Source organism: Mycobacterium sp. SMC-17, from assembly GCF_045310915.1.
GTDB lineage: Bacteria > Actinomycetota > Actinomycetes > Mycobacteriales > Mycobacteriaceae > Mycobacterium.
This window is the reverse complement of the sequence record NZ_JBJIAK010000055.1, coordinates 1-25,964: the sequence shown is the minus strand read 5'-3', so window position 1 is coordinate 25,964 and position 25,964 is coordinate 1. Positions and strand designations below refer to the sequence as shown.

The window sequence follows — 25,964 nt, the reverse complement described above, 5'->3', positions numbered from 1 at the left end:
GTTCTCCTAGAAGGTGAGATCAGGGTCGGCGGAGACGAAGTAGGCGTCGACGTCGGCGGCGGTGCAGTCCGAAAGACTAGCCGGGGACCACTGCGGGTTGCGGTCCTTGTCGACGAGCTGGGCGCGGATGCCCTCCACGAAATCGTGAGACTTGTGCGATGCCATCGAGACTCGGAATTCCTGCACGAGGGTGTCCTCGAGGGTGGGCAGCTTCGCGGCGCGGCGCACGGCCTCCAGGGTGACTGTCAGCGCGATGGGCGACCGGGTGGCGATCAGGTCGGCTGCCGCGTTGGCGGGCGCGGCGTCGCTGTTCCGCAGGTTCTCCAGGATCTCGGCGACCGTGTCGGCCGCGTAGCACTCGTCGATCCAATGCTGTTGTGCCAGAAGCTCGCTGGCGGGCGGCTCGACGGCGTACTTCTTGAGCGCGGCGTCGGGGCCGTCGCTGATCACCAGGTCACGGAATGCCGGGAGGTCGGCCTGTGGGACGAAGTGGTCGGCGAAACCCAGGGCGATGGCGTCCGCGCCGGAGAACGGGGCGCCGGTGAGTGCGGCGTGCAGGCCGATCAGGCCCGGTGCGCGGGACAGCAGGTAGGTGCCGCCGACGTCAGGGATGAAGCCGATGCCGACCTCGGGCATGCCGAGCTTGGTCTTCTCGGTGACGACGCGGATGCTGCCGTGCGCGCCGACCCCGACGCCGCCGCCCATCACGATGCCGTCCATCAGCGAGACGTACGGCTTGGGGTAGCGGCCGATGTGCGCGTTGAGCACGTATTCGTCATGCCAGAAGGTCCTGGCGTTGTCGTCTTGCGCCTTGGCGGAGTGATAGAGCGCGACGACGTCGCCGCCCGCGCACAGGCCGCGCTCGCCGGCGCCGGTCAGCAGGACCGCGCGCACGCTGTCGTCGTGCTCCCACGCGGTGAGCGCCTCGGCCAGTCCCGTGACCATCGCTTGGTTGAGCGAGTTGATGGCCTTCGGACGGTTCAGCGTGACGACGCCGACGCCGTTCTCGACATTTACTAGGATGTCCTCGTTTTCCGCCACGGTAAGCAATGTAGATCGTCGCGCACCGCCTGCGCCGACCAGGTACCGTTTCACAGTAAGTTCCCAGTTTCTCCGTCTCGCCGGGAACCAACACCCGAAGTCGTACGTTGTGTGGGTGTTCGTCAGCAGACGGACCACAGCTTCAGGAGAGGAACCCGACGGTGCGCGAGAGCAGCAACCCGATATTTCGTTCCCTGCCCAAGTCGCAGGGCGGATACGCGCAATTCGGTAGTGGCGCCGCCGCATATGGTGCCCAGCAGACCATGGCTCAGCCATACACCCAGTACCCGCAGCAGCAGGCCGGCTTCTCGCGCCCGCTGACCATCGACGACGTCGTCACCAAGACCGGCATCACGCTGGCGGTGCTGACGGTCAGTGCGGTCGTTTCGTACTTCCTGATCATGTCGAACCTGGCGCTGGCCGGGCCCCTCGCCATGATCGGCGCCATCGGCGGTCTGGTGATGGTCCTCATCGCCACGTTCGGCCGTAAGCAGGACAACCCGGGCATCGTCCTGACCTACGCGGTGCTCGAGGGCATGTTCCTCGGCGCGTTCTCGTTCGTCATGGCCAACTTCGCGGTCTCCGGTGCCAACGCCGGGGCCCTGATCGGCCAGGCCATCCTCGGCACGTTCGGCGTGTTCTTCGGCATGCTCGTCGTCTACAAGACCGGCGCCATCCGCGTCACCCCGAAGTTCACCCGCATGATCGTCGCCGGCATGTTCGGCGTCCTCGCGCTGATGCTCGGCAACTTCGTCATCGGCCTGTTCAACGGCGGCGCCGGCATGGGCCTGCGCAGCGGTGGCACCATCGCGATCATCTTCTCGCTGGTCTGCATCGCGCTGGCGGCGTTCAGCTTCCTGATCGACTTCGACGCTGCCGACCAGATGATCCGCGCCGGTGCGCCGGCGAAGGCGGCGTGGGGCGTCGCGCTCGGCCTGACCGTCACCCTGGTCTGGCTGTACGTGGAAATCCTGCGGCTGCTGAGTTACTTCAACAACGACTAGCTCCGTTGACAGAGAAGGGGCGTCCGCTTCGGCGGGCGCCCCTTCTTCATGTCGTGCTCAGACTGCGCGCGGCCTGACGCGGCCGGCAGCTTCGGCGGCGTTGCGGCGCGCGGTGTCGATGTCCGCGGCCCGTGCCAGGGCCACGCCCATCCGCCGGGTGCGAAAGCTCTCCGGCTTGCCGAACAGCCGAATGTCGGTGCCCGGCACCTGCAGGGCCTCGTCGACGCCGTCGAAGACGATGCCCTCGGCCTCGACACCGCCGTAGATCACCGCGCTGGCACCCGGGCTCTTGAGCGACGTGTCGACCGGCAGGCCGAGGATCGCGCGGGCATGCAGCTCAAATTCGTTCTGCCACTGCGTGATCATGGTCGTCATACCGGTGTCGTGCGGGCGCGGGCTCACCTCGCTGAACCACACCTGGTCGCCCTTGACGAACAACTCGACGCCGAAAACGCCCTGACCGCCGAGGTTCTCGGTGACCTTGTGCGCGATCTGCTGGGCGTTCGCCAGTGCGGTGGCCGACATCGGGTGTGGCTGCCAGCTCTCCACATAGTCGCCGGCGACCTGTCGATGCCCGATCGGTTCGCAGAACTGCGTCTCGACCTCGCCGTCGGCGCCTCGTGCCCGGACCGTCAACAGCGTGATTTCGTAGTCGAAGTCGACGAAGCCCTCGACGATGATGCGGGTGTTGGTCACGCGCGCCCCGCCCATGGCGTACTCCCAGGCCTTCGCGACGTCGTCCGGGCCGTCGAGCTTGCTCTGGCCCTTGCCCGAACTGCTCATCACGGGCTTCACGACGCACGGGTACCCGATGCCGCCATCGATGGCGGCTTGGAGTTCCTCGAGCGAATCGCAGAACTTGTAGGGGCTCGTCGGCACGCCGAGTTCTTCGGCGGCCAGGCGCCGGATGCCCTCGCGGTCCATGGTGAGGCGGGCGGCCCGCGCGGTCGGGATCACCCGCACCACACCGGCCTCCTCGAGTTCCTGCAGCGCCGGCGTGGCGATGGCCTCGATCTCCGGCACCACGAGGTCCGGCTTCTCCGCCGCGATCAGCGCCTTGAGCTGGTCGGGGTCGGTCATCGAGATGGTCCGCGCGTGGTGGGCCACCTGCTGGCCCGGCGCGTTCTCGTAGCGGTCGACGGCAATGGTCTCGACGCCCAGGCGCTGCAACGCGATCAGCACTTCGCGACCGAGTTCGCCGGAGCCGAGCAGCATGACCTTGGTCGCGTTCGGCGACAGTGGGGTTCCGATGGTGATCATTGGGCGGAAAGTCTATGGGGTGGGGTTCTATGTGGGTTGATCCTGTACTGAGGGCGTGGGTTTCTCGCACTCTTGCGCCATGGATTCAGGCTCAGAGTCCTGATCGCCCATCGGCGCATTGGCCCTGTACTAGTGGCGCGGGCTACTCGTACGAATGCGCCGCGGATACAGGCTCAACGTGAGTTATCCACACTTCGCAGTTGATCCACACTCCACGGCTGTGTCGGCGCGATCGAGACCTTTCTGTCAGCGGGGCGGCAGACGGTTGCGTCATGATCACCGAATCGGACCCGTTCATCGGCAGCGAGGCTGTCGCAAGTCGATCGCTCACCCGCTACGAGCTGCGCCGCCACTACCGGGCGATGCTGCCGAACATCTACGTGGACAAGCGAATTGACCCATCGCTCTACCAGCGGACGCAGGCCGCGTGGCTGTGGTCTGGACGCGAGGCCACCATTGCCGGGCATGCCGCGGCAGCCCTTCACAGGGCGAAGTGGGTGCCTGATGACGCGCCGATTGAACTCATCTACGCCAATACCAGGCCGCCCAGGAACGTCATCGCCCGTGATGACCTGCTCTTCGACGACGAGAGCCAGTTGCTCGGCGGATTGCCTGTGACGACGTCGCACCGTACGGCGTTCGACCTCGGACGACGCGGGTCGCTCGTCGACGCGGTTGCCCGACTCGACGCTCTCGGTGCCGCCACCGGATTCAACGTCGACGCAGTGCGTGAGGTGGCAGGCCGCCACCGGCACGCGCGAGGGTTGCGCCAATTGGAGCAGGCTCTGGCTCTCTACGACCCGGGCGCCCAATCCCCGCAAGAATCCTGGCTTCGACAATTGCTGATCGCCGAAGGCTTTCCACGACCGAAGACTCAGATCCCGGTGACTGGCCCCGATGGCCGCGCCAAGTACTTCCTCGACATGGGATGGGAAGACATGCGGCTCGCTGTCGAGTACGACGGCGAGCAACATGCGGGCCAGATCGGCTACGACATCGTGCGCAGCGAGTACATCGCCGGCGTCGGGTGGACGGTGGTCAGAGTGGCCGCCGGACATCGCCGGGCGGAGATCATCGCGTGGGTGAATCGGGCCTGGGCGCGGGCACTCTATCGACGAAATCCTGCAGTGTTTCTGCCCTCGCGCGACGCCGGACGCGCGAGTTAGGCCAAGGGTTCAGGGTCAACGCCAGATGCCCCCAGAAACACGTTGACCCTGTACCTGGGGCGCATGTCACTCGAACAAATGCGCCCTGAGTACAGGGTCAACGCTGAGGCGGCGGGACGCCGCTTCAGAGACTGCTTAAGGGACTTACGAAAGCCGCTCGATGATCATGGCCATACCCTGGCCACCACCGACACACATGGTCTCGATGCCGAACTGCTTGTCGTGGGTCTGCAGGTTGTTGATCAGCGTCGCGGTGATGCGGGCGCCGGTCATACCGAACGGGTGGCCGAGGGCGATGGCGCCACCGGACACGTTCAGGCGGTCCTCGTCCATGCCCAGGGCGCGGGCCGAGCCCAGCACCTGCACGGCGAAGGCCTCGTTGATCTCGTAGAGGTCGACGTCACCGATGGCCATGTTGGCGCGGCCGAGGGCCTGCTTGACGGCCTCGATCGGGCCCAGGCCCATGATCTCCGGCGACAGACCCGAGACACCGGTCGAGACGATGCGCGCCAGCGGGGTCAGGCCGAGGGCCTTGGCCTTCTCGTCGCTCATGATCACGAGGGCGGCGGCGCCGTCGTTCAGCGGGCAGGCGTTACCGGCGGTGATGGTGCCGTTCGGGCGGAACACCGGCTGCAGCTGGCTGATCTTCTCGTAGGTGGTGCCGGCGCGCGGGCCGTCGTCCTTGGAGACGATGGTGCCGTCGGGCAGCGTGACCGGGACGATCTCGCGCTCGAAGAAGCCGGCGTTGATGGCTTCCTCGGCCTTGTTCTGCGAGCGGACGCCCCAGTGGTCCTGGTCCTCACGGCTGATGCCGGTGTGCAGGACGACGTTCTCGGCGGTCTGGCCCATGGCGATGTAGACGTCGGGCAGGACGCCGTCTTCGCGCGGGTCGTGCCACTCGGTGGCGCCTTCGGCCTGCTTGGCGGTGCGGGCCTGAGCCTCGTCGAACAGCGAGTTCTTGCTGTTCGGGGCGCCGTCGGCAGCGCCGATGCCGAAGCGGGACACGGTCTCGACACCGGCCGAGATGAACACGTCGCCCTCGCCGGCCTTGATGGCGTGGAACGCCATGCGGGTGGTCTGCAGCGACGACGAGCAGTAGCGGTTGACGGTGGTGCCCGGCATGAAGTCGTAGCCGAGCTCGACGGCCACGGCGCGACCGATGTTGTAGGCGGCCTCACCACCGGGCTGTCCGCAGCCGATCATCAGGTCGGCGACATCGCGCGGGTCGAGCGCGGGCACCTTGTCCAGCGCGGCGCGCACCATCTGGGCGGCGAGGTCGTCGGGCCGCATGGTGGCCAGCGAGCCCTTGACGGCACGGCCGATGGGGGAGCGGGCGGTGGAGACGATGACGGCTTCGGGCATGACGGGCTCCTAAGGATCCAAAAATTGCTTCCCGGCGAATTTATCCCGTGACAGGAGCGACGATCGGCGCGGGTACGCCTGTCGTGCGCCGCCACAGGCGCGCGATGCCGGCCAGGCGGGCCAGCAGGCTCGTCACGTCCGCGGTCCGGGAGACCAGCGCGGATGCCGGCGGCGACTCAGTTGTCCACTCGCCCAACGCTTCACACAGGGCCGGCAGCAACTGCTGGGCCGCCAGCGAGTAACCGGCGGCCGACGGGTGGAACATGTCCGGGGAGAACAGCACCTCGGGCGCCTTGAGGAAATCGGGCGCCAGCAGGTCCGAGAACGGCACCGGCACGCCGCCGTTCGACCGCACCTGCCCGGCCTGGGCCCGGGCCAGCCGCAGGCCCCGATTGCGGGCCACCCAGCGCAGCGGCTGCGGGATGGCGGCGATGGCGCCGAAGTCGGGACACGTGCCGACGATGACGACTGCGCCGCTGGCGCACAGGCGCTGCACCGCGTTGCCCAGCCGGCGCGCCGACTGCCAGATGCCGTTGACGGCGGTGATGTCGTTGGCGCCGATCATGATGACCGCCGCGTCCGGTGGCGGGCCGGCCACGAACATGGCGTCGATCTGGCCGGACAGGCCTTTCGAGGTCGCGCCCACGATGGCCTTGGTGGACAACCGGATTCGCTTACCGGATTGCTGCGCCAGCCCACGGGCGAGCAGGACGCCGGGCACTTCGTCGGCGCTGCGGCAGCCGTATCCCGTGGCGGTGGAGTCGCCGAAGATCATCAGGTGCAGGTCGAACGGCACGCCACGCTGCCACTTTTCGACGGGTCCGCCCCCGGGGCTGTAGACGCCGTCGGCCCGTGGCGGGACTTCCCATGACTTGGGGATGACCCGGCGCGCAGTGGCTGCCTGGCCGCTCAGGAGGTTGCGGACCCCGACGTAGAACGACCCCGTCGAGGCGATGGTGGCTGCGGTCGCCAGAGCGATGGTCGTCCGGCGCGGTGCACGTATGCCCACGGCGTTCAGTCTAGGTCGGTTGCCCAGATTCGCAGGTCGATGAACCGCGGGCGACCCGGTCACGTAGTCATATCGACTGGGGCATCAATTCGGCGACTTTGATTGTTGATCTATGTAGCAGTGGCAAGCTAAGTTACGCGGGTTGTCTATTAAGTGACGTAAATAACGAAGTGCACCGGAACTACAAAGGCGTAGGAGTGGTGGCGATGACCGCACCGAGCAGGGTTGTCAGAACCCATAGTGTTGCTATAAGTCCTGTTAAGGGGCGGAAACCACGCCGCTATCCGGTCAGTGACGGCGCACCGGTAGAGATCGTCGAGGACGGTCCCAGCCTCGCCGGTCGCTTGATGTCGGTAGCCGCGACACTCGCCATCAAGTCAACTCTGACCATCGGCAGCTACGCCCCGAAGGCCCCCTGGCCGTGGGGAATGGTGGACTTCGTCGCCCGGATCATGAGGCCCGAGCCGGGCACCGTCCGCGCCACGATCGGTTTGCCGAACTGTACGGCGCACCTGGTCCGCGCCAAGGGCGTGCTGCCGGCCGACGGCCGTCGCAGCGTCATCCTCTACATGCACGGCGGGGCATTCCTGACCTGTGGCGTGCACACCCACGGCCGCGTGGTCGGCGCGTTGTCCAAGTACGCCGACGCGCCCGTCCTGGTCGTCGACTACCGGATGATTCCGAAGCACTCGATCGGCGAGGCCCTCGAGGACTGCCACGACGCCTACCGGTGGCTGCGCCTGAAGGGCTACGAGCCGGACCAGATCGTGCTCGCCGGCGACTCCGCGGGCGGCTACCTGTCGCTGGCACTGGCCGAGAAGCTCCAGGAGGAGGGTGAGCTGCCGGCCGCGGTGACGACGATGTCGCCGTTGTTCGAGATCGACAACGAGAGCCGGGCCCAGCACCCGAACATGAAGTCCGACGCGATGTTCCCGGCACACGCCTTCGACGCGCTGATCGAACTCATCGAGCACGCCGCCTCGCGCCACCTCGTCGACGGAAAGCCCGAAGAGATCTACGAGCCGCTCGACCACATCGAGCCCGGCCTGCCGCGCACCCTGATCCACGTGTCCGGCTCCGAGGTGCTCCTCAACGACGCCCGCAAGGCCGCGCACATGCTGGCCGCCAGCGGCGTGCCGGTCGAGGTGCACGTCTGGCCCGGCCAGATGCACGTGTTCCAACTCGCTGCCCCGCTGGTCAAGGAGGCCGACCGCTCGCTGAAGCAGATCGGCGAGTACATCCGCGAGGCAACCTGGTAATCCGGTATGCGCAACCCGGGGGCGGCCTGACAACATGTACCCATGCGCATCGCCCGGCACATCAGTGAGCTCATCGGCAATACGCCTCTGGTCCAACTGAACTCGGTTGTTCCAGCGGGTTCGGGGGTGGTGGCCGCCAAGATCGAGTACCTCAACCCCGGCGGCAGCGCCAAGGACCGCATCGCGGTCAAGATGATCGACGCCGCCGAAGAGGCCGGTCTGCTCAAGCCGGGCGGGACCATCGTCGAACCCACGTCCGGTAACACCGGCGTCGGGCTCGCCATCGTCGCGCAGCAGCGCGGCTACAAGTGCATCTTCGTCTGCCCCGACAAGGTCAGCGAGGACAAGCAGAACGTGTTGCGCGCGTATGGCGCCGACGTCGTCGTCTGCCCGACGGCCGTGGCCCCCGACCATCCGGACAGCTACTACAGCGTTTCCAACCGACTGGTCACCGAGATCGACGGCGCCTGGAAGCCGGACCAGTACTCCAACCCGAACGGCCCGGCCAGCCACTACGAGACCACCGGCCCGGAGATCTGGGCCGACACCGACGGCAAGATCACGCATTTCGTGGCGGGCGTCGGCACCGGCGGCACGATCACCGGCACCGGCCGCTACCTCAAGGAGGTCTCGGGCGGCCGGGTCAAGGTCGTCGGCGTCGACCCGGAGGGCTCGGTGTACTCCGGCGGCACCGGCCGGCCGTACCTGGTCGAAGGCGTCGGTGAGGACTTCTGGCCGTCGGCCTACGACCCCAGCGTCCCCGACGAGATCATCGCCGTGTCCGACGCCGATTCGTTCGAGATGACCCGGCGCCTGGCGCGCGAAGAAGCCCTGCTGGTCGGCGGCTCGTGCGGCATGGCCGCGGTCGCGGCGATCAAGGTCGCCGAGCGCGAAGGGCCCGACGCCGTCGTCGTCGTGCTGCTGCCCGACGGCGGAAGAGGTTATCTGTCAAAGGTTTTCAACGACGAGTGGATGTCGTCGTACGGCTTCCTGCGCACCCGCCTGGACGGCACGCCGGAGGAACACACCGTCGGCGACGTACTGCGCGGCAAGTCCGGCGCGCTGCCGGACCTGGTGCACACGCACCCGTCGGAGACGGTGCGCGACGCCATCAACATCCTGCGCGAGTACGGCGTCTCGCAGATGCCGGTCGTCGGGGCCGAGCCGCCGGTGATGGCCGGCGAGGTCGCGGGCAGCGTGTCCGAACGTGAGCTGCTCTCAGCGGTTTTCGAGGGCCGGGCGAAACTGGCCGACGCGGTGGCGCAGCACATGAGCCCGCCGCTGCCGCTCATCGGTGCCGGCGAGCTGGCCTCCGCGGCGGCCAAGGAACTGCGCGAGGTCGACGCCGTGATGGTCGTCGACGACGGCAAGCCCGTCGGCGTACTGACGCGGCACGATCTGCTGGGATTCCTGTCACAGGGCGGCTCGCGCAAATAGCCGATTGCACCTAAGTGCCGTCCGTTGCCGGATCGGCCTACTCGAGATTCATTTGTGCTGCCAGGTTTGCCGCTCCGGTCGCGTCTGTGCGGTCGTACCAATCCGCCGCTGCACTGAGACCGGCGGCCAACCCATCGGCTCGCATGGTGATTGCTTGCGCTGAGTTCGCGCGGTCGATGCAGGCTTGCATGACTGCTTCACTTGTCGGCGCGCAAGCAGACCCGTGCGTGGTGAATACGTTGCGGCCTGTGTCAGCTGTGAGGGCGCCAGCTTGCTTCGACATGACGGCGACAACGTGCTGACTGTCTGAAAGCCGCCGCAGGGCATTCGGCTCGACAGTGAGTCGCTGAGCTGGATCGAGCGACGGTGTACCAGTTGTTGCATCAGCTTGGGCGTACGAAGTCGCGGCGGCCTTTACGGACGCGGCGTAGCGGGTCACTGCGGTGGTGAGGCGATGAAAGTCCGCGATGGGCAAGGGCATCGTGTACATCACGGTCTGAACTTGAAAGCCGTACGAGATGACGTCTCCGTGCGGCAGGGCGCCGAGAAGGATTGCGACTGGCACCGCGCCGTTCAGTGTGTGCGAAGCGCTCTCGATGCTCTTCCGCGTGGCGGCTACATGCAGCGCTTCGGCACCGAGCGCGGCAGCTACTGTGTCGTCCGCCTTCGCTAGTGCTTCGGCTTTATGTTTCTGGACTTCATTGGCATCTGAATAGGCGGTCGATGCGGATCCGGTCCAACTATCCGGCGGTGATGCGGCGCCCATTTGCTCAGCTGTGGCTGCGAAGGCTTGTGCGCCGGACTTGAAATCAGCACCTGAATCCGGAACTCCGGCGCCGCATTGCTGGAGCATGTCTTTCAGTACAGCGAGCGCGGCCGCAAGGATGGGTGTGTTTCCGGAACCCGACGCGTTGGGCTTGTCGCCGAGTGCAGCAACTGCTGAAGATGCCACATTGAGTGACGGCGCGAGTATGCCTGCGAGATTGGTGGCTGATCCAAACGGGTCTTTCTTGAAGTTGCGTATGTTGTCGTAGATCCCAATGGGAATTACGTTCGCGGAGCCGACACTGCGCACGATGTCGGCGACGATCTGTTCATAATCCACCATTGGTCCCCAATTCCGCGTCCCCGTTTACCGGCGCTCGACTCCATTATCTGACAGATAAATCGAGTGCTCGACGGAAACTGCACGCTTGCGCTACTACGAAGAAGCGTCAGCTGGGCGCGAGCGAGGGTTGGCCTCGCGGCACCCTCGGTTCGAACCTCGCGAGAAGCCCCGGCCGTGACGTGCGGTGTCTCGTGTTCCGCCTCGTTCAGGGCGACGCTCGTGGAACTACCGCGAAACGCCTGGCAGTTGTGCAGTCCGCGTGTTTTTCGTCTACAGCGTGTCGTTCGTGCCGCGGTATTCGTATATTCGTGTAGTTCGATGTTGATCTCGTGCCGTGGCGACCGAAGTCACGCCAAATCCTCTCGGAGAGGGACTGAACTATGACGGACCAACCGACGGACGGCACTCCGCCGGACGCCAATAAGCCGACGGAGTACATTCCGCAGCCACCGCCGGGTGGATTCCCCCCGCCCCCGGGAGGTGCTCCGACGGAATACATTCCGCAGGCGCCGCAGGGTGGCTATCCGCCGCCTCCGCAGGGTGGTTACCCGCCGCCGCCTCCGCCGCCCGGCGGATTCCCGCCTCCGCCGCAGGGTGGCTACCCGCCGCCGCCGGGGCAAGGTGGATACGCCCCGCCGCCTCCGCCTCCCGGTGGTGCCTACCCGCCGCCTCCGCCGTCGCAGGGCGGGTTCGCGCCGCCGCCTCCGGGCGGATACCCGCCGGCCGGGTACCAGTACGGTGCGCCGGGTGGTGCCGCTCCGTTCAGCGTCGGCGACGCGCTGTCGTGGGCATGGAACAAGTTCACCAAGAACCCGGCGCCGCTGATCGTGTCGACCTTGGTGTACGGCCTCATCGTGGGCGTGATCGTGGCCATCGTTGAGTTCAGCGTCCTGGGATTGGCTGACACTTCGGTGTCCAGCTACTCATCGGACGACACCGGCTTCAGCTACTCGTACAACGTCACGTCGCTCGGGCCGGCCAGTATCGCCGTATTGGTGCTCGGCTACCTCGTGCTGCTGGTGGTCGCCGCGGCAATCTCGTCGGCGCAGTACGTCGGCTTGCTGGGCATCGCGGACGGGCAGCCGACCACCATCGGGTCCTTCTTCAAGCCGCGCTACATCGGCCCGATGATCCTGCTGACGCTCATCGTCGGCGTGCTCGTGGCTATCGGTTACGTGTTGTGCGTGATCCCCGGTTTGATCGTCGCGCTGTTCGCGATATTCGCGCACGCGGTCCTGGTCGACCGCGGCCTGTCGCCGATCGATTCGCTCAAGGCCAGCATCGAGATCGTGAAAGCCAATGTCGGACAGGTGATCCTGGTCTGGCTGGTGGCCGGCCTGATCGGAATCGCCGGTGCGCTCGCGTGCGGCGTCGGTGTGCTGGTCTCGGCGCCGTTGGCCTCGCTGATGCTGGTGTACACGTACCGTCGCCTCAGCGGTGGTCAGGTCGCCCCGCTGACGCCGTAACGTCGTGGCCTGTTCGGGGGACGGGGCCGCTCGGTCGCGGCCCCCGAACAGGCATGACGACAGCACCACATGAGACAGGACGACTTGAACTACACACCATGGTGGGCCCGCGTGGTGGCCAGCCTGATCGACCGGTTCCCGCCGCTGTTCGTCATCGTCGTCGGCGGTCTGGTCGAGCGCTCCCAGCGCGTGACGAAATGCCTTGCCGACCAAGCGGACTACAGCATCGGCCCCTACTGCGCCACCGGGAACTCCGTCGCCGGCGTGCTGATCTGGCTGGCGGGGCTCGTCATCGCGGTGCTGTTCATGGTGTGGAATCACGGTTACCTGCAGGGCACCACGGGATCCAGCCTGGGTAAGCGGGTGTTGCATTTCCAGGTGATCGACGAAAACACGGGGCTGCCCGTCGGTTTCGGTCGCTCGGTGCTGCGGCAGCTGGCCCACGTCGCCGACGCCATCCCGGTATTCGCCGGGTACCTGTTCCCGGTGTGGGACGCCAAGCGGCAGACCCTGGCCGACAAGATCATGTCGACCGTCTGCGTGCCGACCCGATGATGACGTACGCCCCGTGGTGGCGACGAGCTGCCGCCGCCGTCATCGACCTGCTGCCCCTGGCGGTACTCACCGCAGCCGGTGCGGCGCTGGTGTGGTTCACCCGAGATCGGCTGTGCGACACCGATACCTCCGCGTTCGACGGCGGCGCCCAATGCGGTGACGGCTACTCGACGCTGGGCTACGTCAGCCTGGTCGTCACCTGGGCACTCATGGTCGGCTATCTGGTCTGGAACTTCGGCTACCGCCAGGGTCGCACCGGCGCCAGCCTGGGAAAGACCGCCACGCACTGCCGGGTGGTCGGCCAGACCTCAGGGGCGCCAATAGGTTTCGCGCGATCGCTGCTGCGGCAGGCGGTGCACCTGACCGATCTGTCGATCGTCGGCTACCTGTGGCCGCTGTGGGATGCCAAGCGGCAGACGTTCGCTGACATGGTCATGGAGACCGTCTGCGTGACGCCGCCGCGCACGCGCACCCCCGTCAGCGGAACGCACTGACTCCCGTCAGCGCCTGCCCGATCACCAGTTGGTGCACCTCGGACGTGCCCTCGTAGGTCAGCACCGACTCCAGGTTGTTGGCGTGCCGGATCACCGGGTACTCCAGGGTTATGCCGTTGGCGCCCAACAGGGTTCGGCACTGCCGCGCGATCTTGATGGCCTCGCGGACGTTGTTCAGCTTCCCGACGCTGACCTGCTCGGGCTGGATTTTCCCGGCGTCCTTGAGCCGGCCCAGCTGCAGGGCCAGCAACTGCGCCTTGCCGAGTTCGACGGCCATGTCGGCGATCTTGGCCTGCGTCAGTTGGTATTCCGCGAGCGTCTTGTCGAAAACCGTACGGGTGCCGACGTAGTCCAGCGTCGCCTGCAGGCAGTCGCGGGCCGCGCCCACCGCACCGAACACGATGCCGAACCGCGCCTCCGACAGGCAGCTCAGCGGGCCGGACAGACCACGCGCGCCGGGCAGCCGGGCGGACTCGGGCAGCCGGACGTCGTCGAGGCTGAATTCAGAGGTCACCGAGGCCCGCAGTGACATCTTGCGCGTCATCTCGCGGGCGCTGAAACCCGGTGTGTCCGTGGGCACGGCGAAGCCCAGCACGCCTTCTTCGGCGCGGGCCCACACCACCGCGACATCGGCGACCGAGGCGTTGGTGATCCACATCTTGGACCCGTTGAGGATCCAGTCGTCGCCGTCGCGGCGCGCGGTGGTGCGCATGCCACCGGGGTTGGATCCGAAGTCCGGCTCGGTGAGACCGAAACAGCCGATCAGGTCGCCCGCCGCCATGCCGGGCAGCCACTGCTCGCGCTGCTCCTCGCTGCCCCAGTGGTGGATCGCGAACATCGCCAGCGAGCCCTGCACCGACACCAGGGACCGGATGCCGCTGTCGACGGCCTCCAGCTCCTGGCACACCAGCCCGTAGGCCGTCGCCGTCGAACCGCTGCAGCCGTACCCGGTGAGGTGCATGCCGAGCAGACCCAGCTTGCCCACCTCGGCGGCGATCTCGCGCACCGGAACCGAACCGTTCTCGAACCACTCGGCGATGTAGGGACGCAGCCGTTGCTCGCCGAACTGGCGCACCATGGTGCGCAATTCGATGTCCTCGGCGCTCAGCAGGTCGTCGGTGCCGAGCAGATTGTCGATCGAGGCTGTCATGGTGCAGTTCTACACCGGGAGTTCGGCGTAAAGCGAGAGCAGGCCCCGGCTACGCTGGTCGCTCAGGGACAGACGGGGTGGACGATGACTGAGCAGGAACACAACCAGGGCGCGGACGAGCCGGAGGCGTCGACCCCGGCTTACGGTATGCCGCCGCTCCCGGCCTACGGCGCGGAGCCCTACCCGTCCATGCCTGCGCCCGAGCCGTTCCCGCCGCCGGCCGCGGGTTTCCCGGCCCCCGGTTACCCGCCGCCGGTCGGGCCGTATCCGCCTGCGGCCCAGGGATATCCGGGTATGCCGCCGATGCCGGGCATGATGCCGTTCGGTTACGCGCCGGTGCCGAAGACCAACGGGCTGGCCATCGCGTCGTTGGTCTGCTCGCTGCTGGGGCTGGTGACGTGTGCGGGCACCTCGATCCTCGGCGTGATCTTCGGGCACCTCGCCAAGTCGCAGATCAAGCAGAGCGGTGAGGAAGGCGAGGGCATGGCTCTCGCGGGCTTGATCGTCGGCTACATCGGGTTGGCCGTCTTCGCGCTGATTGCCATCTTCTATTTCGGCCTGATCGCGCTCATCGTGGGCAGCAGCGGTACGAGTACGTACTAGACGGGGACACCACCAATGACGAATCCATACGAGCCGGCGTCGAACGCATACGAACCCGGCGACAGTTCCGCCCAGCAACAGCCGGGTGAACCGCAGTTCGGGCAGCCGGACTACTCGCAGCAATCGGGCTATCCGCAGCAGCCCGGTTACCCGCCGCCGGGTTACCCGCAGCAGCCCGGTTACCAACAGCCCGGTTACCCACCGCCGGGGTACCCGCAGCAGCCGGGCTACGGCTATGTGCCGCAGTACGCGGCCGATCCGTCCGCGCCGTGGGGCCGCGACCCCCTGACGGGGCTGCCGTTGTCGGACAAGTCGAAGGTGACGGCCGGCCTGCTGCAGATCCTGTTGGGCACCTTCGGCGTCGGGCGATTTTATCTGGGCTACACGACCATCGGCGTGCTCCAGCTCGTCGTCTCGCTGGTGACCTGCGGCATCGGCGCCATCTGGCCGTTGATCGACGGCATCATGATCCTGATGGGGAACGTTCCCGACCCCCAAGGCCGCAAGCTCCGCGACTAGGCTGGCGCCTGTGAGTGAGCAGCGCAGCCAGGCAGACCACTACCGCGCCTACGGTCCGTCGACCCGGGCCATTCATGCCGGGTTCCGGCCGGACCCACAGACCGGCGCCGTCAACACCCCGATCTACGCCAGTTCGACGTTCGCGCAGGACGGCGTCGGCGGGCTGCGCGGCGGCTACGAGTACGCCCGCACCGGCAACCCGACCCGGGCGGCGCTGGAGGCGCTGCTGGCCGCGGTCGAGGGCGGGCACTACGGCCGTGCGTTCAGCTCCGGCATGGCGGCCACCGACTGCGCGCTGCGTGCCGTGCTGCGCCCGGGCGACCACATCGTCATCCCCGATGACGCCTACGGCGGCACCTTCCGGCTGATCGACAAGGTCTTCACGCAGTGGGGCATCACCCACACGCCGGCGCAGCTGTCGAACCTCGACGAGGTGCGCGCGGCGATCACCTCGAAGACGCGGCTGATCTGGGTGGAGACCCCGACCAATCCGCTGCTGTCCATCGCCGACATCTCGGCCATCGTGCAGATCGCCGCGACGTCGGGCGTGAAGGTGTTGGTGGACAATACCTTTGCCTCACCGGCGCTGCAGCAGCCGCTGTCTCTCGGTGCGGACATCGTGCTCCACTCGACCACCAAGTACATCGGTGGCCACTCGGACGTCGTCGGTGGCGCGCTGGTGACCAATGACGAAGAGCTGGACGCGAAGTTCGGGTTCCTGCAGAACGGTGCGGGTGCGGTGCCGGGCCCGTTCGACGCCTATCTGACCTACCGCGGCCTCAAGACGCTGCCGCTGCGCATGCAGCGGCACTGCGAGAACGCGTTGCGGGTCGCCGAATTCCTCAACGACCACAAGGCCGTCTCGACGGTGCTGTACCCGGGTCTGTCGAGTCATCCGGGCTATGAGGTGGCGGCCAAGCAGATGAGCGGCTTCGGCGGCATGGTGTCGGTGCGGCTGCACGGCGGAGAGCCGGCCGCCCGTGAATTGTGCTCGCGCACTGAGATTTTCATCCTCGCCGAGTCTCTCGGTGGCGTGGAGTCGCTGATCGAGCACCCGGGCGCCATGACGCACGCGTCCACCGCCGGCTCGCAGCTGGAGGTGCCGAACGATCTGGTCCGGCTGTCGGTCGGCATCGAGGACGTGGCCGACCTGATCGGGGATCTGGAGCAGGCCCTGGGCTAGACCAGGGCAGCCCGCACCGCGGCGGCCGTCACGGCGAGGTTCACCTCGGCGACGCCGGTCTCGTATTCGTTGACCCAGTGGCCGCTGGCGATGTCGCCGGCGCGGGCATGCACCCACCGCCAGCCGCGGTCGTTGAGGCTCATCAGGGAGCCCAGGCCGTCGACGGTGTGGAGCAAGGTCACGATGGCCGCCGTCGCCGGAGCAGGCGGCCTGCGGTCGAACAACGCCGACAGCATCTGCGCGCGGGCCTGGCCGACTCGCCCCCGGTCGGTCAGCGGCAAGGCATAGTGCGGCCGGAACCTGTTGCCGCCCAACGGTTGACGTCGTAGTTGCCCGGCGCGCTCCAGCCGGTCGATGAGGCTGTCCTCGGTGCCTTTGCGCAGTTTGGACAACACCGCCGCGGGTCGCCGCGGGCGCTGCCGGAGCAGTTCCAGTGCCGGCGCGGACACCGGGTCGACGGCGCCGTCGCCGGAGAGGGCGACCAAGTGGCCGTCGGGTGCACCGTCACCTGGCGCGGCGGGCCGAATACGGCACGCCAGCGCCAGGTCCAGCAGAACGGCACCGGACAACACCCGGTGCCGACGTGGTTGATCCAGACCCGGCTGTGCGGACGAATTGTCGAGGAGCAGCAGATACAGGTCTTCGGCGATCTGAGCCATGAATGTCAGCTGGTGGCCGGCGGGGTAGCGCCGGCCGTCGCAGGGCTAGGCGTGATAGGGCTCAGCCTTGACCAGCGTGACCTTGACGGTGGCACCGCTGGGGACGGTGTAGCTGCGCTCCTCGCCGACCTTGGCGTCGATCAGTGCGTGGCCGAGCGGCGAGTTGGGGGAGTACACCTCGAGCTTGCCGTCGGTGACGCCTTCCTGGCGCGTGGCGATCAGGAACGTCTCGGTGTCGTTCTTGTCATCGTCGTAGTAGACGGTCACGACAGAGCCGGGCAGCGCCACACCGGACTTCTTCGGTGCCTCGCCGACCTTGGCGTTGTTGAGCAGTTCCTGCAGCTGACGGATGCGGGCTTCCTGCTGGCCCTGCTCTTCGCGGGCCGCGTGGTAGCCACCGTTCTCGCGGAGGTCACCCTCTTCGCGGCGGTCGTTGATTTCGGCAGCGATGACCGGACGGTTGGCGATCAGCTGATCGAGCTCGGCCTTCAGGCGCTCGAATGCTTCTTCGGTGAGCCAGGTGACCTGGGTATCGGTCATGTCTGCTGCTCTCCTGTCGTTTGTAAGCGTGCGTGTATGCCCGGGCGTTTTGTCCGGGGTTGCCCCGTTGCTTGGGGCCGGCGGTGCTGCGATCGCGAGGGCAGGTCCAGGTCCCCCCAGAAGGTGCCAGCAGGTGCCCGCTAATGCAGCAATACACGGCCCCAGTCGGAACCGTGTACTGAGCAAGCGTACCACTTGGCCGTCTCCGAACGGTCATGATTTCGCAGTTCGGAGTTCGCCGGATGGTTGGTCACCGGGCCGGCGATCAGGGCGCGACGAGGTACGACGGCACGTCGGTGCCGCAGCCGTAGACGTCGCCGACGACCGGCGGTTTTGTGGACTTCACGACCGCCGTCACCTGGACGGTTTTGGCCTCTGCCGGCGCGACGAGGATCTCGCGTCGTCCGGTTTCGCTGCCGTCGAGAGCCCTGGCGCGCACGATGCACACCGCGGGTTGGGCCGGGTCCTCGCGGGTGACGGAGATCGTCACCGCAACCGTTTCATTGTCGATGAGTTTGTAGGTGCTCAACTCACCCTTGACCGGGGACGTCCCCAGGCGCTGAAAACCGACGAACGCAAGCGCCACACCAGCGACGACGATGAGCAGCGTGAGGCCGATCGCGATACGGCGACGGGTCAGCCGGGACATGCGCTGCTGCCCGTAGCGGGCGGTGGGACGCTCGATCATGGCTGCTTTGGGTGCCCCATCGGTCGGTTCGGATTGCTTGGACTGGAACTATAGGACGCAGCGACATGGTTGGACTGCACCGAGTTGTCCCACCGAGTAGAGACAGTAGGTAAGGCACACGTGAGCGAACTGCGGTTGATGGCGGTGCACGCGCACCCCGACGACGAGTCGAGCAAGGGTGCGGCCACCATGGCCAAGTACGCGGCCAACGGCGCCCGGGTCATGGTCGTGACCCTGACCGGCGGCGAACGCGGCGACATCCTGAACCCGGCGATGGACCTGCCCGAGGTGCACGGCCGCATCCATGAGGTCCGCCGCGACGAGATGGCCCGGGCCGCCGAGATCCTCGGGGTGGAGCACCACTGGCTGGGGTTCGTCGACTCCGGACTGCCGGAGGGCGATCCGCTGCCGCCGCTGCCCGAGGGCTCGTTCGCCGTGGTGCCGATCGAGGAGCCCGTCCGTCGGCTGGTTCGGGTGATCCGCGAGTTCCGGCCGCACGTGATCACCACGTACGACGAGAACGGCGGGTACCCGCACCCCGACCACATCCGCTGCCACCAGGTGTCGATGGCCGCCTACGAGGCGGCCGCAGACCACGTCCAGTTCCCCGACGAGGGCGAGCCCTGGAGCATCTCGAAGTTGTATTACGGCCACGGCTTCCTGCGCCGGCGCATGCAGCTGCTGCAGGACGAGTTCGCCAAGCACGGGGAGGTCGGGCCGTTCGAGAAGTGGCTGCAGCACTGGGACCCCGAGCACGATCCCTTCGCCAACCGGGTGACGACCCGTATCGAGTGCGCCGAGTTCTTCGAGCAGCGGGACCGGGCATTGCTCGCGCACGCCACGCAGATCGACCCGAACGGCGATTTCTTCCGCGCGCCCATCGAATGGCAGCAGCGGCTCTGGCCGACCGAGGAGTACGAATTGGCCCGATCCAGGGTTCCGGTGACGTTGCCCGAGACCGATCTGTTCACGGGAGTATCGCTGTGATTTCTGTTCCGCTCACCATCCTGCTGGCCGAAGGTCCGCGCCAGACGGGTCCCGACTTCGGCAAGGCCAGCCCGGCCGGGCTGGTGATCACGCTGATCCTGCTGATCGCCGTGGTGGCGCTGGTCTGGTCGATGAACCGGCACCTACGCAGGCTGCCCGAATCCTTCGATCCGGCACATCCCGAACCGGACCAGGCGGTCGACGACGGCACTGTCGGCGGGGTGACGCACGATGCGCCGGCGGGCGACACTGGGCCTGACGGCACTACAAAGCCAGAAGCCGGGTAAGACTCCATGCATGGCAACGTCTGATGCACCGGGCTACTCATCGCGGCTCGTACCTCACCGCTTGATCGGCGCCCGATGAACACCCTCGGCTCGGCCACCAGCCCCTACCTGCGCCAGCACGCCGACAACCCGGTGCACTGGCAGCAGTGGACACCGGAGGCACTGGCCGAAGCCGCGGCCCGCGACGTGCCGATCCTGCTGTCCATCGGCTACGCGGCCTGCCACTGGTGCCATGTGATGGCGCACGAGTCGTTCGAGGACTCGGACGTCGCTGCGGTGGCGAACGAGAACTTCGTCTGCATCAAGGTCGACCGGGAGGAACGTCCCGACCTCGACGCCATCTACATGAGCGCCACCGTCGCGATGACGGGACAGGGCGGCTGGCCCATGACGTGCTTCCTGACACCCGACGGCCGGCCCTTCTTCTGCGGCACCTACTACCCGAAAGACAACTTCCTGCAGCTGCTTTCGGCCGTCACCAATACGTGGCAGAACCGGCGGGACGAAGTTGAGCAGGCCTCAGACCAGATCGCTGCCGAGCTGCGCAAGATGTCGTCCGGGCTGCCCTCGGGTGGGCCGGCACCGTCGCCGGAACTGTGCGACCACGCTGTCGCCGCGGTGCTGCGCGACGAAGACCATGCACGCGGCGGTTTCGGTCGGGCGCCCAAGTTCCCGCCGTCGGCGTTGCTGGAAGCGCTGCTGCGACACCACGAACGCACCGCGTCCGCGCTCGACGCGGTGGAGCGCACCGGCACCGCGATGGCGCGCGGCGGCATCTACGACCAACTGGCGGGCGGCTTCGCCCGGTACAGCGTCGACGCGTCGTGGGTGGTGCCGCACTTCGAAAAGATGTTGTACGACAACGGATTGCTGTTGCGGGTGTACGCCCACTGGGCACGGTTGACCGGAAACCCGTTGGCCCGCAAGGTGGCCGACGAGACGGCGCGGTTCATCATCGACGACCTCGGCGACGGCGGCATGTTCGTCTCGTCGCTGGACGCCGACACCGCCGGGCACGAGGGCCTGACATACGTGTGGACGCCGGCGGAGCTGGTGTCGGTGCTGGGCAACGACGACGGGCTTTGGGCCGCTGCGCTTTTCGAAGTCACCGAGGCCGGCACGTTCGAGCACGGCAGCTCGGTGCTGCAGCTGCTGACCGACCCCGACGATGCCGAACGCTTCGAGCAGGTTCGCGCGAAGTTGCTGGCGGCAAGGGCGTTGCGGCCGCAGCCCGGGCGCGACGACAAGGTCGTCACAGCCTGGAACGGCTTCGCCATCACGGCGCTGGCGGAAGCCTCGATCGCGCTCGGCAAACCCGAATTCCTCGACGCCGCAACGGGTTGCGCCCGCCGGCTGCTGGATCTGCATCTGGTCGACGGCCGGCTGCGCCGAGCCAGCCTCGGCGGCGTCGTCGGCGACAGCGCCGGAATCCTGGAGGACTACGCGGCGCTGGCGACGGGGCTGCTGACGCTGCATCAGGTGACGGGCGACCCGTCCTGGCTGACTGCCGCGCACTCCCTCCTCGACACCGCGCTCACGCACTTCACCGATCCCGACCGTGGCGGCCGCTGGTTCGACACCGCCGACGATGCTGAGGCCTTGCTGGTGCGCCCCGCCGACCCGGTCGACGGGGCGACGCCGTCGGGCGCGTCGTTGGTCGCCGAGGCGCTGCTGACGTTCGCGCACCTCGCCGCCGAACCCGAGCGGTACGTCAACGCGGCCGCTGCCACGTTGGCGGCGGCGACCCCGATCCTGGCCCGTTCGCCGCGCGGCGGTGGCCACTGGCTGGCGGTCACGGAAGCGGCCGTCCGCGGCCCCATCCAGATCGCGGTGGCGAGCACCGGGCCGGATTCGGAATTGCTCCGTGCGGCACGCAGATTCGCACCAGGTGGCGCCATCGTCGTCGGCGGTGCCGAAGGGTCGTCGGTGCTGCTCGACGGGCGTGGCCGTGTGAACGGCCAGGACGCCGCATACGTCTGCCGCGGCCAGGTGTGCGACCTGCCGGTGACGACGGCGGGGGATCTCGCCGCTGCCCTCGGGGCGGCCGTGTAGCGTGCGGCGCATGCCCAGCGCTGAGCAGATCACCGAAAACGTCAACCGCTACCTGGACCTCGTCGACGTCGCCGACGCCGACGGGATCGCGGAGCTGTACGCCGTCGATGCCGCCATCGAGGACCCGGTCGGCGGTGAGGTGCACGTCGGCCGTCAGACGATTCACGGCTTCTACTCGAACATCGCCGGCACGAAGAACTCCCACGAACTGCACACCCTGCGTGTCTGCGGCCACGAGGCCGCGTTCTACTGGAGCCTGACCGTCAACAGTGCCATGCGCATCGACATCATCAGCACCATGAACTTCGACGCCGACGCCAAGATCACGTCGATGAAGGCGTACTGGGGCCCCGCGAACGTCACTCAGCTCTAGCGATTTGTGCACGATTTTCCGCGCCTTACCGCGGAAAATCGTGCACAAATCCCTCAGGAGAAGACCGCGAACCACATCGCGATGTAGTGGCAGATGGCCGCCACCGCGGTGCAGGCGTGGAAGAACTCGTGGTGCCCGAACGTCCGGGGCCAGGGGTTGGGCCACTTGAGCGCGTAGAGCACGCCACCGATCGAGTACAGCGCGCCGCCGACGATCAGCAGCACGACGGCCGTGACGCCCGCGCCGTCGAGGATCGGGCCGATGAACCACGCCGCCACCCAGCCCAACAGGATGTACAGCGGCACACCGAGCCAGCGCGGTGCCGTCGGCCACAGCATCTTCAGGGCCACGCCGGCCAGCGCGCCGCTCCACACGATCCAGAACAACAGCCAGCCGTCGGTGCGGACCGCCAGGAGCGCGAACGGCGTGTAGCTGCCGGCGATGAAGATGAAGATCATCGAGTGGTCGAGGCGCTTCATCCAGATGCGGGCGTTCTGCGACTTCCAATTCACCCGGTGATAGGTGCCACTGACGGTGAACATCGCCACGATGGTGAAGGTGTACAGCAACGTCGCCAATCCGGCACGCGTGCCCTGCATGGCCCACGACACCGAAACGAGTGCGGCACCGGCAAAGAACGCAACGACCGCCGAGTAGACGTGGATCCAACCGCGGGCGCGTGGCTTGCCGAAAAACTCGACGACGCTCTCCACGACGACGTCGGGAAGCGTTTCCGAATGGCGGAGCACCGCGGCGGCACGGTACGGCTTGGTCATGTTCGACGGTGCCTCAGCCCGCTCGGAGGCAGCCGGATCTGTATTGCTCGGAGCGGTCAACGTTCCTCCACTAACAGCCATGGGATACCCAGAAGTCCACAGTAGTCTGGTTTCTCGTGGACATCATTCCCCCGCGCCTCAAGGAACCGGCATACCGGCTCTACGAGCTGCGGCTGCGTCAGGAGCTTGCGCACTCGAAAGCGCAACTGCCACGCCATATTGCGGTGCTGTGCGACGGGAATCGGCGCTGGGCCCGTGAGGCAGGTCACGACGACGTCAGCTACGGCTACCGCATGGGTGCCGCCAAGATCGCCGAGGTGCTGCGCTGGTGCCAGCAGGCCGGCATCGAGATGGCGACGATCTACCTGCTCTCCACCGAGAACCTGCAGCGCGACCCGCAGGAGCTGGCGCCGCTGATCGAGATCATCACCGACGTCGTCGAGGAGATCTGCGCGCCCGACAAGAACTGGACCGTGCGTACCGTCGGCGACCTCGAGCTGCTCGGTGAGGAACCGGCCAAGCGGCTGCGCGACGCCGTCGAGTCGACCGCCGAGCACACCGGTGACGGTTCGTTCCACGTCAACGTCGCCGTCGGTTACGGCGGCCGCCAGGAGATCGCCGATGCGGTCCGCACCCTGCTGAGCAAGGAGCTCGCCAACGGCGCGACGGCCGAGGAACTCATCGAGGCGGTGACCGTCGACGGCATCTCCGAGAACCTCTACACCTCGGGCCAGCCCGACCCCGACCTCGTCATCCGCACGTCGGGGGAGCAGCGGCTCAGCGGATTCCTGTTGTGGCAGAGCGCGTATTCGGAGATGTGGTTCACCGATGCGCACTGGCCGGCCTTCCGGCGGGTGGACTTCCTGCGCGCCCTGCGTGACTACACGCTGCGGAACCGCCGCTACGGGAAATAGCGTTCGTGCCAGACTGAAGCCATGGCTGCGCTGTCGGCAGTGGTCTTCGCCCTGAGCTGGTGGCTGGGGCTGTATCTCCTGGCGCGCGATCCCCGCAAGCCCATCCTGGCGTGGTCCGCGGTCGGGTTGTGCAGCTTCGCCGTGGTGGTCGCGGTCGACGCCGTCCGGCTGGCGGGCGACGCACCGACCGGCCCGCTCAGTCACATCGAGGCGTATCTGGCGGTGCTGCCCGGTATCGCCTGGCTCACCGTGCTGCTCGAATTGTCCCGGCCCGTCGACTCGGCGCGGAGCCGGTGGGGCTTCGTCGCGGTGGCGACGGTGGCAGCCATCGCATTGGTGGGCGCCGGGATCTCCGGTGGCGTGCACCCGCCGCTGCGCCCCGGGCACTGGGTCATGGTCGGGGCCATCGCCCTGTCGGCGTTCGGTGCGCTCGTGCTGGCGGTACGACGGCTGCGCCGTGGTGCGTCGTCGCGCAAGATCGTCCCGCCGGTGGTGGCGGCGACGTTGTTCTTCGGGCTCGGCAACGCGATTCTGCTGATTCCGCTGGGGCTGTTGCCGAGCTGGCTGGTGCTGGCGTCGGCGGCCTTCGACGTGCTGCTGCTCGGTATCGCGGTGGCCTGGTGGGACGCCTTCGACGAGGGGCAGGCGCTGCGCGCGGGGATGCGTCGCTCGCTGGTCGGCAGCTTGGCGGTGGCGGTGCTGTTCGGTGGCCAGGTGCTGATCGGTCTGGCGGTCACCGGCGAGCACCTGGCGCTGATGGTGTTGTTGTTCACCAGCCTCGCGGTGGCGATCGCCATCAACGTGCTGGCCGATCCGCTGTCCGGGCTGCTGGACCGGCTGGCCTTCGCCCGCGAGCCCGATCTGCGGGCCGACCGCGCCGCGCTGCGCCGTACCGAGGCGGCACTGCCGCTGCGCGCCACCAACCCGCTCGACCACGTCGACGACGAGACCTTCGTCCGCCTGACCCGGCGGGCACTCGGCCACTACGCCGACCTCTCCAAGCTCGTCGCGTCACCGTTGACGACCCTCCCCGTGATCGACGAAAGACTGGCCCGCCGCGGCGCACCCGACCAGCCGCTGGAGCGCGCCAACGAACTCAAGGATTTGCTGGCCGACCGCATCGCGGCCCTCAAGCCGCGGGACGGCGGCGACTTCGGCACCACCGAGCAGTGGCGCTACTACAACTCGCTGTACTTCCCGTACGTCGTCGGGGTGCGGGCCTACGCGCAGAACGCCACCGCGGCCGGGCTCGACCCGGTCGCCCGTCAGGCGTGGCAGTGGTTCGTCACCGAAGTGCCGCAGCGGTCGCTGCACAACTGGCAGAACGCGGCGGCGCGGGTCATCGCCGCCGACTTGCGCGGTACCCCGGTGTCGACGCTGACCTAGGCACTTCACGTCGCTGACCTGCGGTTGGCAGTGCCTGGCAGTAATCGGCAGCGTTTGGTGCAGACCGGGCGGCCCGGTTCGAGCAGTGTCGTGGGTGTCCCCAACCGGCACCGCAAGGAGCGACCGCCATGACCGCAATCAACCCCGGGCTCCACACCCGCCCACTGTCCGACAGTTCCGATTCCCTGCTCCGTTTCGCCCTCCGCGTCGACGGCACGCTGTGCTCGCTCACCGGCCTGCTGATGGCGTTCACCGCTGACCCGCTGTCCCGCTTGTCGGGGCTCTCGGCGACATCCGAATGGATCATCGGCGCGGTGTTGGTCGTCTGGGGGTTTGCTCTGTACGTCATGGCCGCCGTGCCCAGGATTCGGCGCGTCGGGACCGGCGTGCTGATCGGCAATCTCATCGGCACCGTCGCGGTGCTCGGCGTGCTGGCTTCCGGAGTGCTGCCGCTGACCGCGGCGGGCAACGTCCTGGTGCTGGCCGTCATGGCCGTGGGCCTCGGCTGCGCCTGGCTGCAATACCTCGGGGTGCGCCGTCTGGCATGACTCCCTTCCCGCCGGGCGGGGGCGTCGCTGAAAGAGGTTGCAGTTGACGTCCCCGCGCCGGCCTTCCCCAGCGATTTGTGCACGGTTTTCCGCGCCCACCGCGGATTTTCGTGCGCAAATCACCAACCCACGAAAGGA

General features: G+C 67.4%; 26 protein-coding genes and 1 pseudogene. 17 read left to right on the top strand and 10 right to left on the bottom strand.

The window, feature by feature from the left end; all coding sequences use genetic code 11:
• Window positions 1-6: 6 nt before the first annotated feature.
• Window positions 7-1,041, bottom strand: a complete 1,035-nt coding sequence (locus tag ACJH7A_RS25725; RefSeq protein ID WP_406802940.1) for an enoyl-CoA hydratase/isomerase family protein — start codon at window positions 1,039-1,041, stop codon at window positions 7-9.
• A 161-nt stretch (window positions 1,042-1,202) separates the two neighbouring features.
• Here ACJH7A_RS25725 and ACJH7A_RS25720 point away from each other — a divergent pair, with 161 nt between their 5' ends.
• Window positions 1,203-2,045, top strand: coding sequence for a Bax inhibitor-1/YccA family protein (locus ACJH7A_RS25720; RefSeq protein ID WP_060999892.1), 843 nt, complete (start codon window positions 1,203-1,205; stop codon window positions 2,043-2,045).
• A 57-nt stretch (window positions 2,046-2,102) separates the two neighbouring features.
• Here the strand turns inward: ACJH7A_RS25720 and purT are convergent, their stop codons facing one another.
• Complete coding sequence (purT, locus tag ACJH7A_RS25715; protein ID WP_406802939.1) at window positions 2,103-3,305, bottom strand: formate-dependent phosphoribosylglycinamide formyltransferase; 1,203 nt, start codon at window positions 3,303-3,305, stop codon at window positions 2,103-2,105.
• A 272-nt stretch (window positions 3,306-3,577) separates the two neighbouring features.
• Here purT and ACJH7A_RS25710 point away from each other — a divergent pair, with 272 nt between their 5' ends.
• On the top strand, window positions 3,578-4,471 hold the full coding sequence (locus tag ACJH7A_RS25710) for an endonuclease domain-containing protein (protein ID WP_135355222.1): 894 nt from the start codon (window positions 3,578-3,580) through the stop codon (window positions 4,469-4,471).
• 144 nt (window positions 4,472-4,615) lie between these two features.
• On the opposite strand, the gene ACJH7A_RS25705 is transcribed toward ACJH7A_RS25710, so the two are convergent.
• Window positions 4,616-5,833, bottom strand: a complete 1,218-nt coding sequence (locus tag ACJH7A_RS25705) for an acetyl-CoA C-acetyltransferase (RefSeq protein ID WP_135355221.1) — start codon at window positions 5,831-5,833, stop codon at window positions 4,616-4,618.
• 40 nt (window positions 5,834-5,873) lie between these two features.
• Window positions 5,874-6,842, bottom strand: coding sequence for an SGNH/GDSL hydrolase family protein (locus tag ACJH7A_RS25700; protein ID WP_135355220.1), 969 nt, complete (start codon window positions 6,840-6,842; stop codon window positions 5,874-5,876).
• A gap of 206 nt (window positions 6,843-7,048) precedes the next feature.
• Here ACJH7A_RS25700 and ACJH7A_RS25695 point away from each other — a divergent pair, with 206 nt between their 5' ends.
• A complete protein-coding gene (locus tag ACJH7A_RS25695; protein ID WP_135355219.1) occupies window positions 7,049-8,101 on the top strand; it encodes an alpha/beta hydrolase in 1,053 nt (350 codons plus the stop codon).
• A 42-nt stretch (window positions 8,102-8,143) separates the two neighbouring features.
• A complete protein-coding gene (locus ACJH7A_RS25690; RefSeq protein ID WP_135355218.1) occupies window positions 8,144-9,538 on the top strand; it encodes a cystathionine beta-synthase in 1,395 nt (464 codons plus the stop codon).
• Window positions 9,539-9,575: 37 nt separating this feature from the next.
• On the opposite strand, the gene ACJH7A_RS25685 is transcribed toward ACJH7A_RS25690, so the two are convergent.
• Window positions 9,576-10,643: an EspA/EspE family type VII secretion system effector gene (locus tag ACJH7A_RS25685; RefSeq protein WP_167837875.1), complete on the bottom strand. Its 1,068-nt coding sequence runs from the start codon at window positions 10,641-10,643 to the stop codon at window positions 9,576-9,578.
• Window positions 10,644-11,143: 500 nt separating this feature from the next.
• On the opposite strand from ACJH7A_RS25685, the pseudogene ACJH7A_RS25680 reads away from it, so the two are divergent.
• From ACJH7A_RS25680 to ACJH7A_RS25670, 3 genes and pseudogenes are all read left to right on the top strand, one after another.
• Window positions 11,144-11,356: pseudogene (locus tag ACJH7A_RS25680) on the top strand (hypothetical protein); the annotation flags it as partial.
• An 825-nt stretch (window positions 11,357-12,181) separates the two neighbouring features.
• Window positions 12,182-12,667, top strand: a complete 486-nt coding sequence (locus ACJH7A_RS25675) for an RDD family protein (RefSeq protein WP_318986900.1) — start codon at window positions 12,182-12,184, stop codon at window positions 12,665-12,667.
• Window positions 12,667-13,161 (top strand): RDD family protein, encoded by a 495-nt coding sequence (locus tag ACJH7A_RS25670; RefSeq protein WP_346415209.1) that lies wholly within the window; start codon window positions 12,667-12,669, stop codon window positions 13,159-13,161. The genes ACJH7A_RS25675 and ACJH7A_RS25670 overlap by 1 nt, the downstream gene beginning before the upstream one ends.
• Here ACJH7A_RS25670 and ACJH7A_RS25665 read toward each other — a convergent pair.
• Window positions 13,145-14,311, bottom strand: coding sequence for an acyl-CoA dehydrogenase family protein (locus tag ACJH7A_RS25665; protein WP_318986898.1), 1,167 nt, complete (start codon window positions 14,309-14,311; stop codon window positions 13,145-13,147). The genes ACJH7A_RS25670 and ACJH7A_RS25665 overlap by 17 nt on opposite strands.
• Window positions 14,312-14,395: 84 nt before the next feature.
• On the opposite strand from ACJH7A_RS25665, the gene ACJH7A_RS25660 reads away from it, so the two are divergent.
• Genes ACJH7A_RS25660 through ACJH7A_RS25650 form a run of 3 tightly spaced genes read left to right on the top strand, consistent with a single transcriptional unit; the run spans window position 14,396 to window position 16,616 of the window.
• On the top strand, window positions 14,396-14,914 hold the full coding sequence (locus ACJH7A_RS25660) for a DUF4190 domain-containing protein (RefSeq protein WP_346415208.1): 519 nt from the start codon (window positions 14,396-14,398) through the stop codon (window positions 14,912-14,914).
• 15 nt (window positions 14,915-14,929) lie between these two features.
• Window positions 14,930-15,433, top strand: coding sequence for a TM2 domain-containing protein (locus ACJH7A_RS25655; protein WP_346415207.1), 504 nt, complete (start codon window positions 14,930-14,932; stop codon window positions 15,431-15,433).
• Window positions 15,434-15,443: 10 nt separating this feature from the next.
• Window positions 15,444-16,616 carry a cystathionine gamma-synthase gene (locus ACJH7A_RS25650; protein ID WP_406776234.1) on the top strand — a complete coding sequence of 391 codons (1,173 nt, stop codon included), beginning with the start codon at window positions 15,444-15,446 and terminating at the stop codon, window positions 16,614-16,616.
• Here the strand turns inward: ACJH7A_RS25650 and ACJH7A_RS25645 are convergent.
• From ACJH7A_RS25645 to ACJH7A_RS25635, 3 genes are all read right to left on the bottom strand, one after another.
• Window positions 16,613-17,275 carry a GPP34 family phosphoprotein gene (locus ACJH7A_RS25645; protein ID WP_406776235.1) on the bottom strand — a complete coding sequence of 221 codons (663 nt, stop codon included), beginning with the start codon at window positions 17,273-17,275 and terminating at the stop codon, window positions 16,613-16,615. The two genes, ACJH7A_RS25650 and ACJH7A_RS25645, sit on opposite strands and share 4 nt — an antisense overlap.
• A gap of 45 nt (window positions 17,276-17,320) precedes the next feature.
• Complete coding sequence (gene greA, locus ACJH7A_RS25640) at window positions 17,321-17,815, bottom strand: transcription elongation factor GreA (protein ID WP_267315433.1); 495 nt, start codon at window positions 17,813-17,815, stop codon at window positions 17,321-17,323.
• A 265-nt stretch (window positions 17,816-18,080) separates the two neighbouring features.
• Window positions 18,081-18,503, bottom strand: a complete 423-nt coding sequence (locus ACJH7A_RS25635) for a DUF4307 domain-containing protein (protein ID WP_318986893.1) — start codon at window positions 18,501-18,503, stop codon at window positions 18,081-18,083.
• A 120-nt stretch (window positions 18,504-18,623) separates the two neighbouring features.
• On the opposite strand from ACJH7A_RS25635, the gene mca reads away from it, so the two are divergent.
• From mca to ACJH7A_RS25615, 4 genes are all read left to right on the top strand, one after another.
• A complete protein-coding gene (gene mca, locus ACJH7A_RS25630; RefSeq protein ID WP_318986892.1) occupies window positions 18,624-19,490 on the top strand; it encodes a mycothiol conjugate amidase Mca in 867 nt (288 codons plus the stop codon).
• Complete coding sequence (locus tag ACJH7A_RS25625) at window positions 19,487-19,777, top strand: hypothetical protein (protein WP_406802938.1); 291 nt, start codon at window positions 19,487-19,489, stop codon at window positions 19,775-19,777. The genes mca and ACJH7A_RS25625 overlap by 4 nt, the downstream gene beginning before the upstream one ends.
• Window positions 19,778-19,852: 75 nt before the next feature.
• Window positions 19,853-21,829 carry a thioredoxin domain-containing protein gene (locus tag ACJH7A_RS25620; RefSeq protein WP_406802937.1) on the top strand — a complete coding sequence of 659 codons (1,977 nt, stop codon included), beginning with the start codon at window positions 19,853-19,855 and terminating at the stop codon, window positions 21,827-21,829.
• A gap of 10 nt (window positions 21,830-21,839) precedes the next feature.
• On the top strand, window positions 21,840-22,202 hold the full coding sequence (locus ACJH7A_RS25615) for a nuclear transport factor 2 family protein (RefSeq protein WP_133425511.1): 363 nt from the start codon (window positions 21,840-21,842) through the stop codon (window positions 22,200-22,202).
• A gap of 53 nt (window positions 22,203-22,255) precedes the next feature.
• Here the strand turns inward: ACJH7A_RS25615 and ACJH7A_RS25610 are convergent, their stop codons facing one another.
• Window positions 22,256-22,978, bottom strand: coding sequence for a hemolysin III family protein (locus tag ACJH7A_RS25610; protein WP_020099204.1), 723 nt, complete (start codon window positions 22,976-22,978; stop codon window positions 22,256-22,258).
• Between the two features lie 116 nt (window positions 22,979-23,094).
• Between ACJH7A_RS25610 and ACJH7A_RS25605 the strand changes: the two genes are divergently transcribed.
• The 3 genes from ACJH7A_RS25605 to ACJH7A_RS25595 all read left to right on the top strand — a co-directional run bounded on the left by ACJH7A_RS25605 (window position 23,095) and on the right by ACJH7A_RS25595 (window position 25,826).
• Window positions 23,095-23,892 carry a (2Z,6E)-farnesyl diphosphate synthase gene (locus ACJH7A_RS25605; protein WP_346415204.1) on the top strand — a complete coding sequence of 266 codons (798 nt, stop codon included), beginning with the start codon at window positions 23,095-23,097 and terminating at the stop codon, window positions 23,890-23,892.
• Between the two features lie 21 nt (window positions 23,893-23,913).
• The gene (locus ACJH7A_RS25600; protein ID WP_406802936.1) at window positions 23,914-25,278 is read left to right on the top strand and encodes a hypothetical protein; all 1,365 of its coding nucleotides are present in this window, start codon (window positions 23,914-23,916) and stop codon (window positions 25,276-25,278) included.
• A gap of 128 nt (window positions 25,279-25,406) precedes the next feature.
• Window positions 25,407-25,826, top strand: a complete 420-nt coding sequence (locus ACJH7A_RS25595; RefSeq protein ID WP_020099207.1) for a hypothetical protein — start codon at window positions 25,407-25,409, stop codon at window positions 25,824-25,826.
• Window positions 25,827-25,964: the final 138 nt, after the last annotated feature.

Excerpts from the sequence above, each read along its gene's own strand:
- ACJH7A_RS25615 (WP_133425511.1), top strand. The coding sequence starts at position 21,840 with ATGCCCAGCGCTGAGCAGATCACCGAAAACGTCAACCGCTACCTGGAC.
- ACJH7A_RS25600 (WP_406802936.1), top strand. The coding sequence starts at position 23,914 with ATGGCTGCGCTGTCGGCAGTGGTCTTCGCCCTGAGCTGGTGGCTGGGG.
- ACJH7A_RS25665 (WP_318986898.1), bottom strand. The coding sequence starts at position 14,311 with ATGACAGCCTCGATCGACAATCTGCTCGGCACCGACGACCTGCTGAGC.
- ACJH7A_RS25635 (WP_318986893.1), bottom strand. The coding sequence starts at position 18,503 with ATGATCGAGCGTCCCACCGCCCGCTACGGGCAGCAGCGCATGTCCCGG.
- ACJH7A_RS25620 (WP_406802937.1), top strand. The coding sequence starts at position 19,853 with ATGAACACCCTCGGCTCGGCCACCAGCCCCTACCTGCGCCAGCACGCC.
- ACJH7A_RS25660 (WP_346415208.1), top strand. The coding sequence starts at position 14,396 with ATGACTGAGCAGGAACACAACCAGGGCGCGGACGAGCCGGAGGCGTCG.
- ACJH7A_RS25610 (WP_020099204.1), bottom strand. The coding sequence starts at position 22,978 with ATGACCAAGCCGTACCGTGCCGCCGCGGTGCTCCGCCATTCGGAAACG.
- ACJH7A_RS25595 (WP_020099207.1), top strand. The coding sequence starts at position 25,407 with ATGACCGCAATCAACCCCGGGCTCCACACCCGCCCACTGTCCGACAGT.
- ACJH7A_RS25670 (WP_346415209.1), top strand. The coding sequence starts at position 12,667 with ATGACGTACGCCCCGTGGTGGCGACGAGCTGCCGCCGCCGTCATCGAC.
- ACJH7A_RS25690 (WP_135355218.1), top strand. The coding sequence starts at position 8,144 with ATGCGCATCGCCCGGCACATCAGTGAGCTCATCGGCAATACGCCTCTG.
- purT (WP_406802939.1), bottom strand. The coding sequence starts at position 3,305 with ATGATCACCATCGGAACCCCACTGTCGCCGAACGCGACCAAGGTCATG.
- greA (WP_267315433.1), bottom strand. The coding sequence starts at position 17,815 with ATGACCGATACCCAGGTCACCTGGCTCACCGAAGAAGCATTCGAGCGC.
- ACJH7A_RS25710 (WP_135355222.1), top strand. The coding sequence starts at position 3,578 with ATGATCACCGAATCGGACCCGTTCATCGGCAGCGAGGCTGTCGCAAGT.
- ACJH7A_RS25645 (WP_406776235.1), bottom strand. The coding sequence starts at position 17,275 with ATGGCTCAGATCGCCGAAGACCTGTATCTGCTGCTCCTCGACAATTCG.
- ACJH7A_RS25705 (WP_135355221.1), bottom strand. The coding sequence starts at position 5,833 with ATGCCCGAAGCCGTCATCGTCTCCACCGCCCGCTCCCCCATCGGCCGT.
- ACJH7A_RS25675 (WP_318986900.1), top strand. The coding sequence starts at position 12,182 with ATGAGACAGGACGACTTGAACTACACACCATGGTGGGCCCGCGTGGTG.
- ACJH7A_RS25655 (WP_346415207.1), top strand. The coding sequence starts at position 14,930 with ATGACGAATCCATACGAGCCGGCGTCGAACGCATACGAACCCGGCGAC.
- ACJH7A_RS25695 (WP_135355219.1), top strand. The coding sequence starts at position 7,049 with ATGACCGCACCGAGCAGGGTTGTCAGAACCCATAGTGTTGCTATAAGT.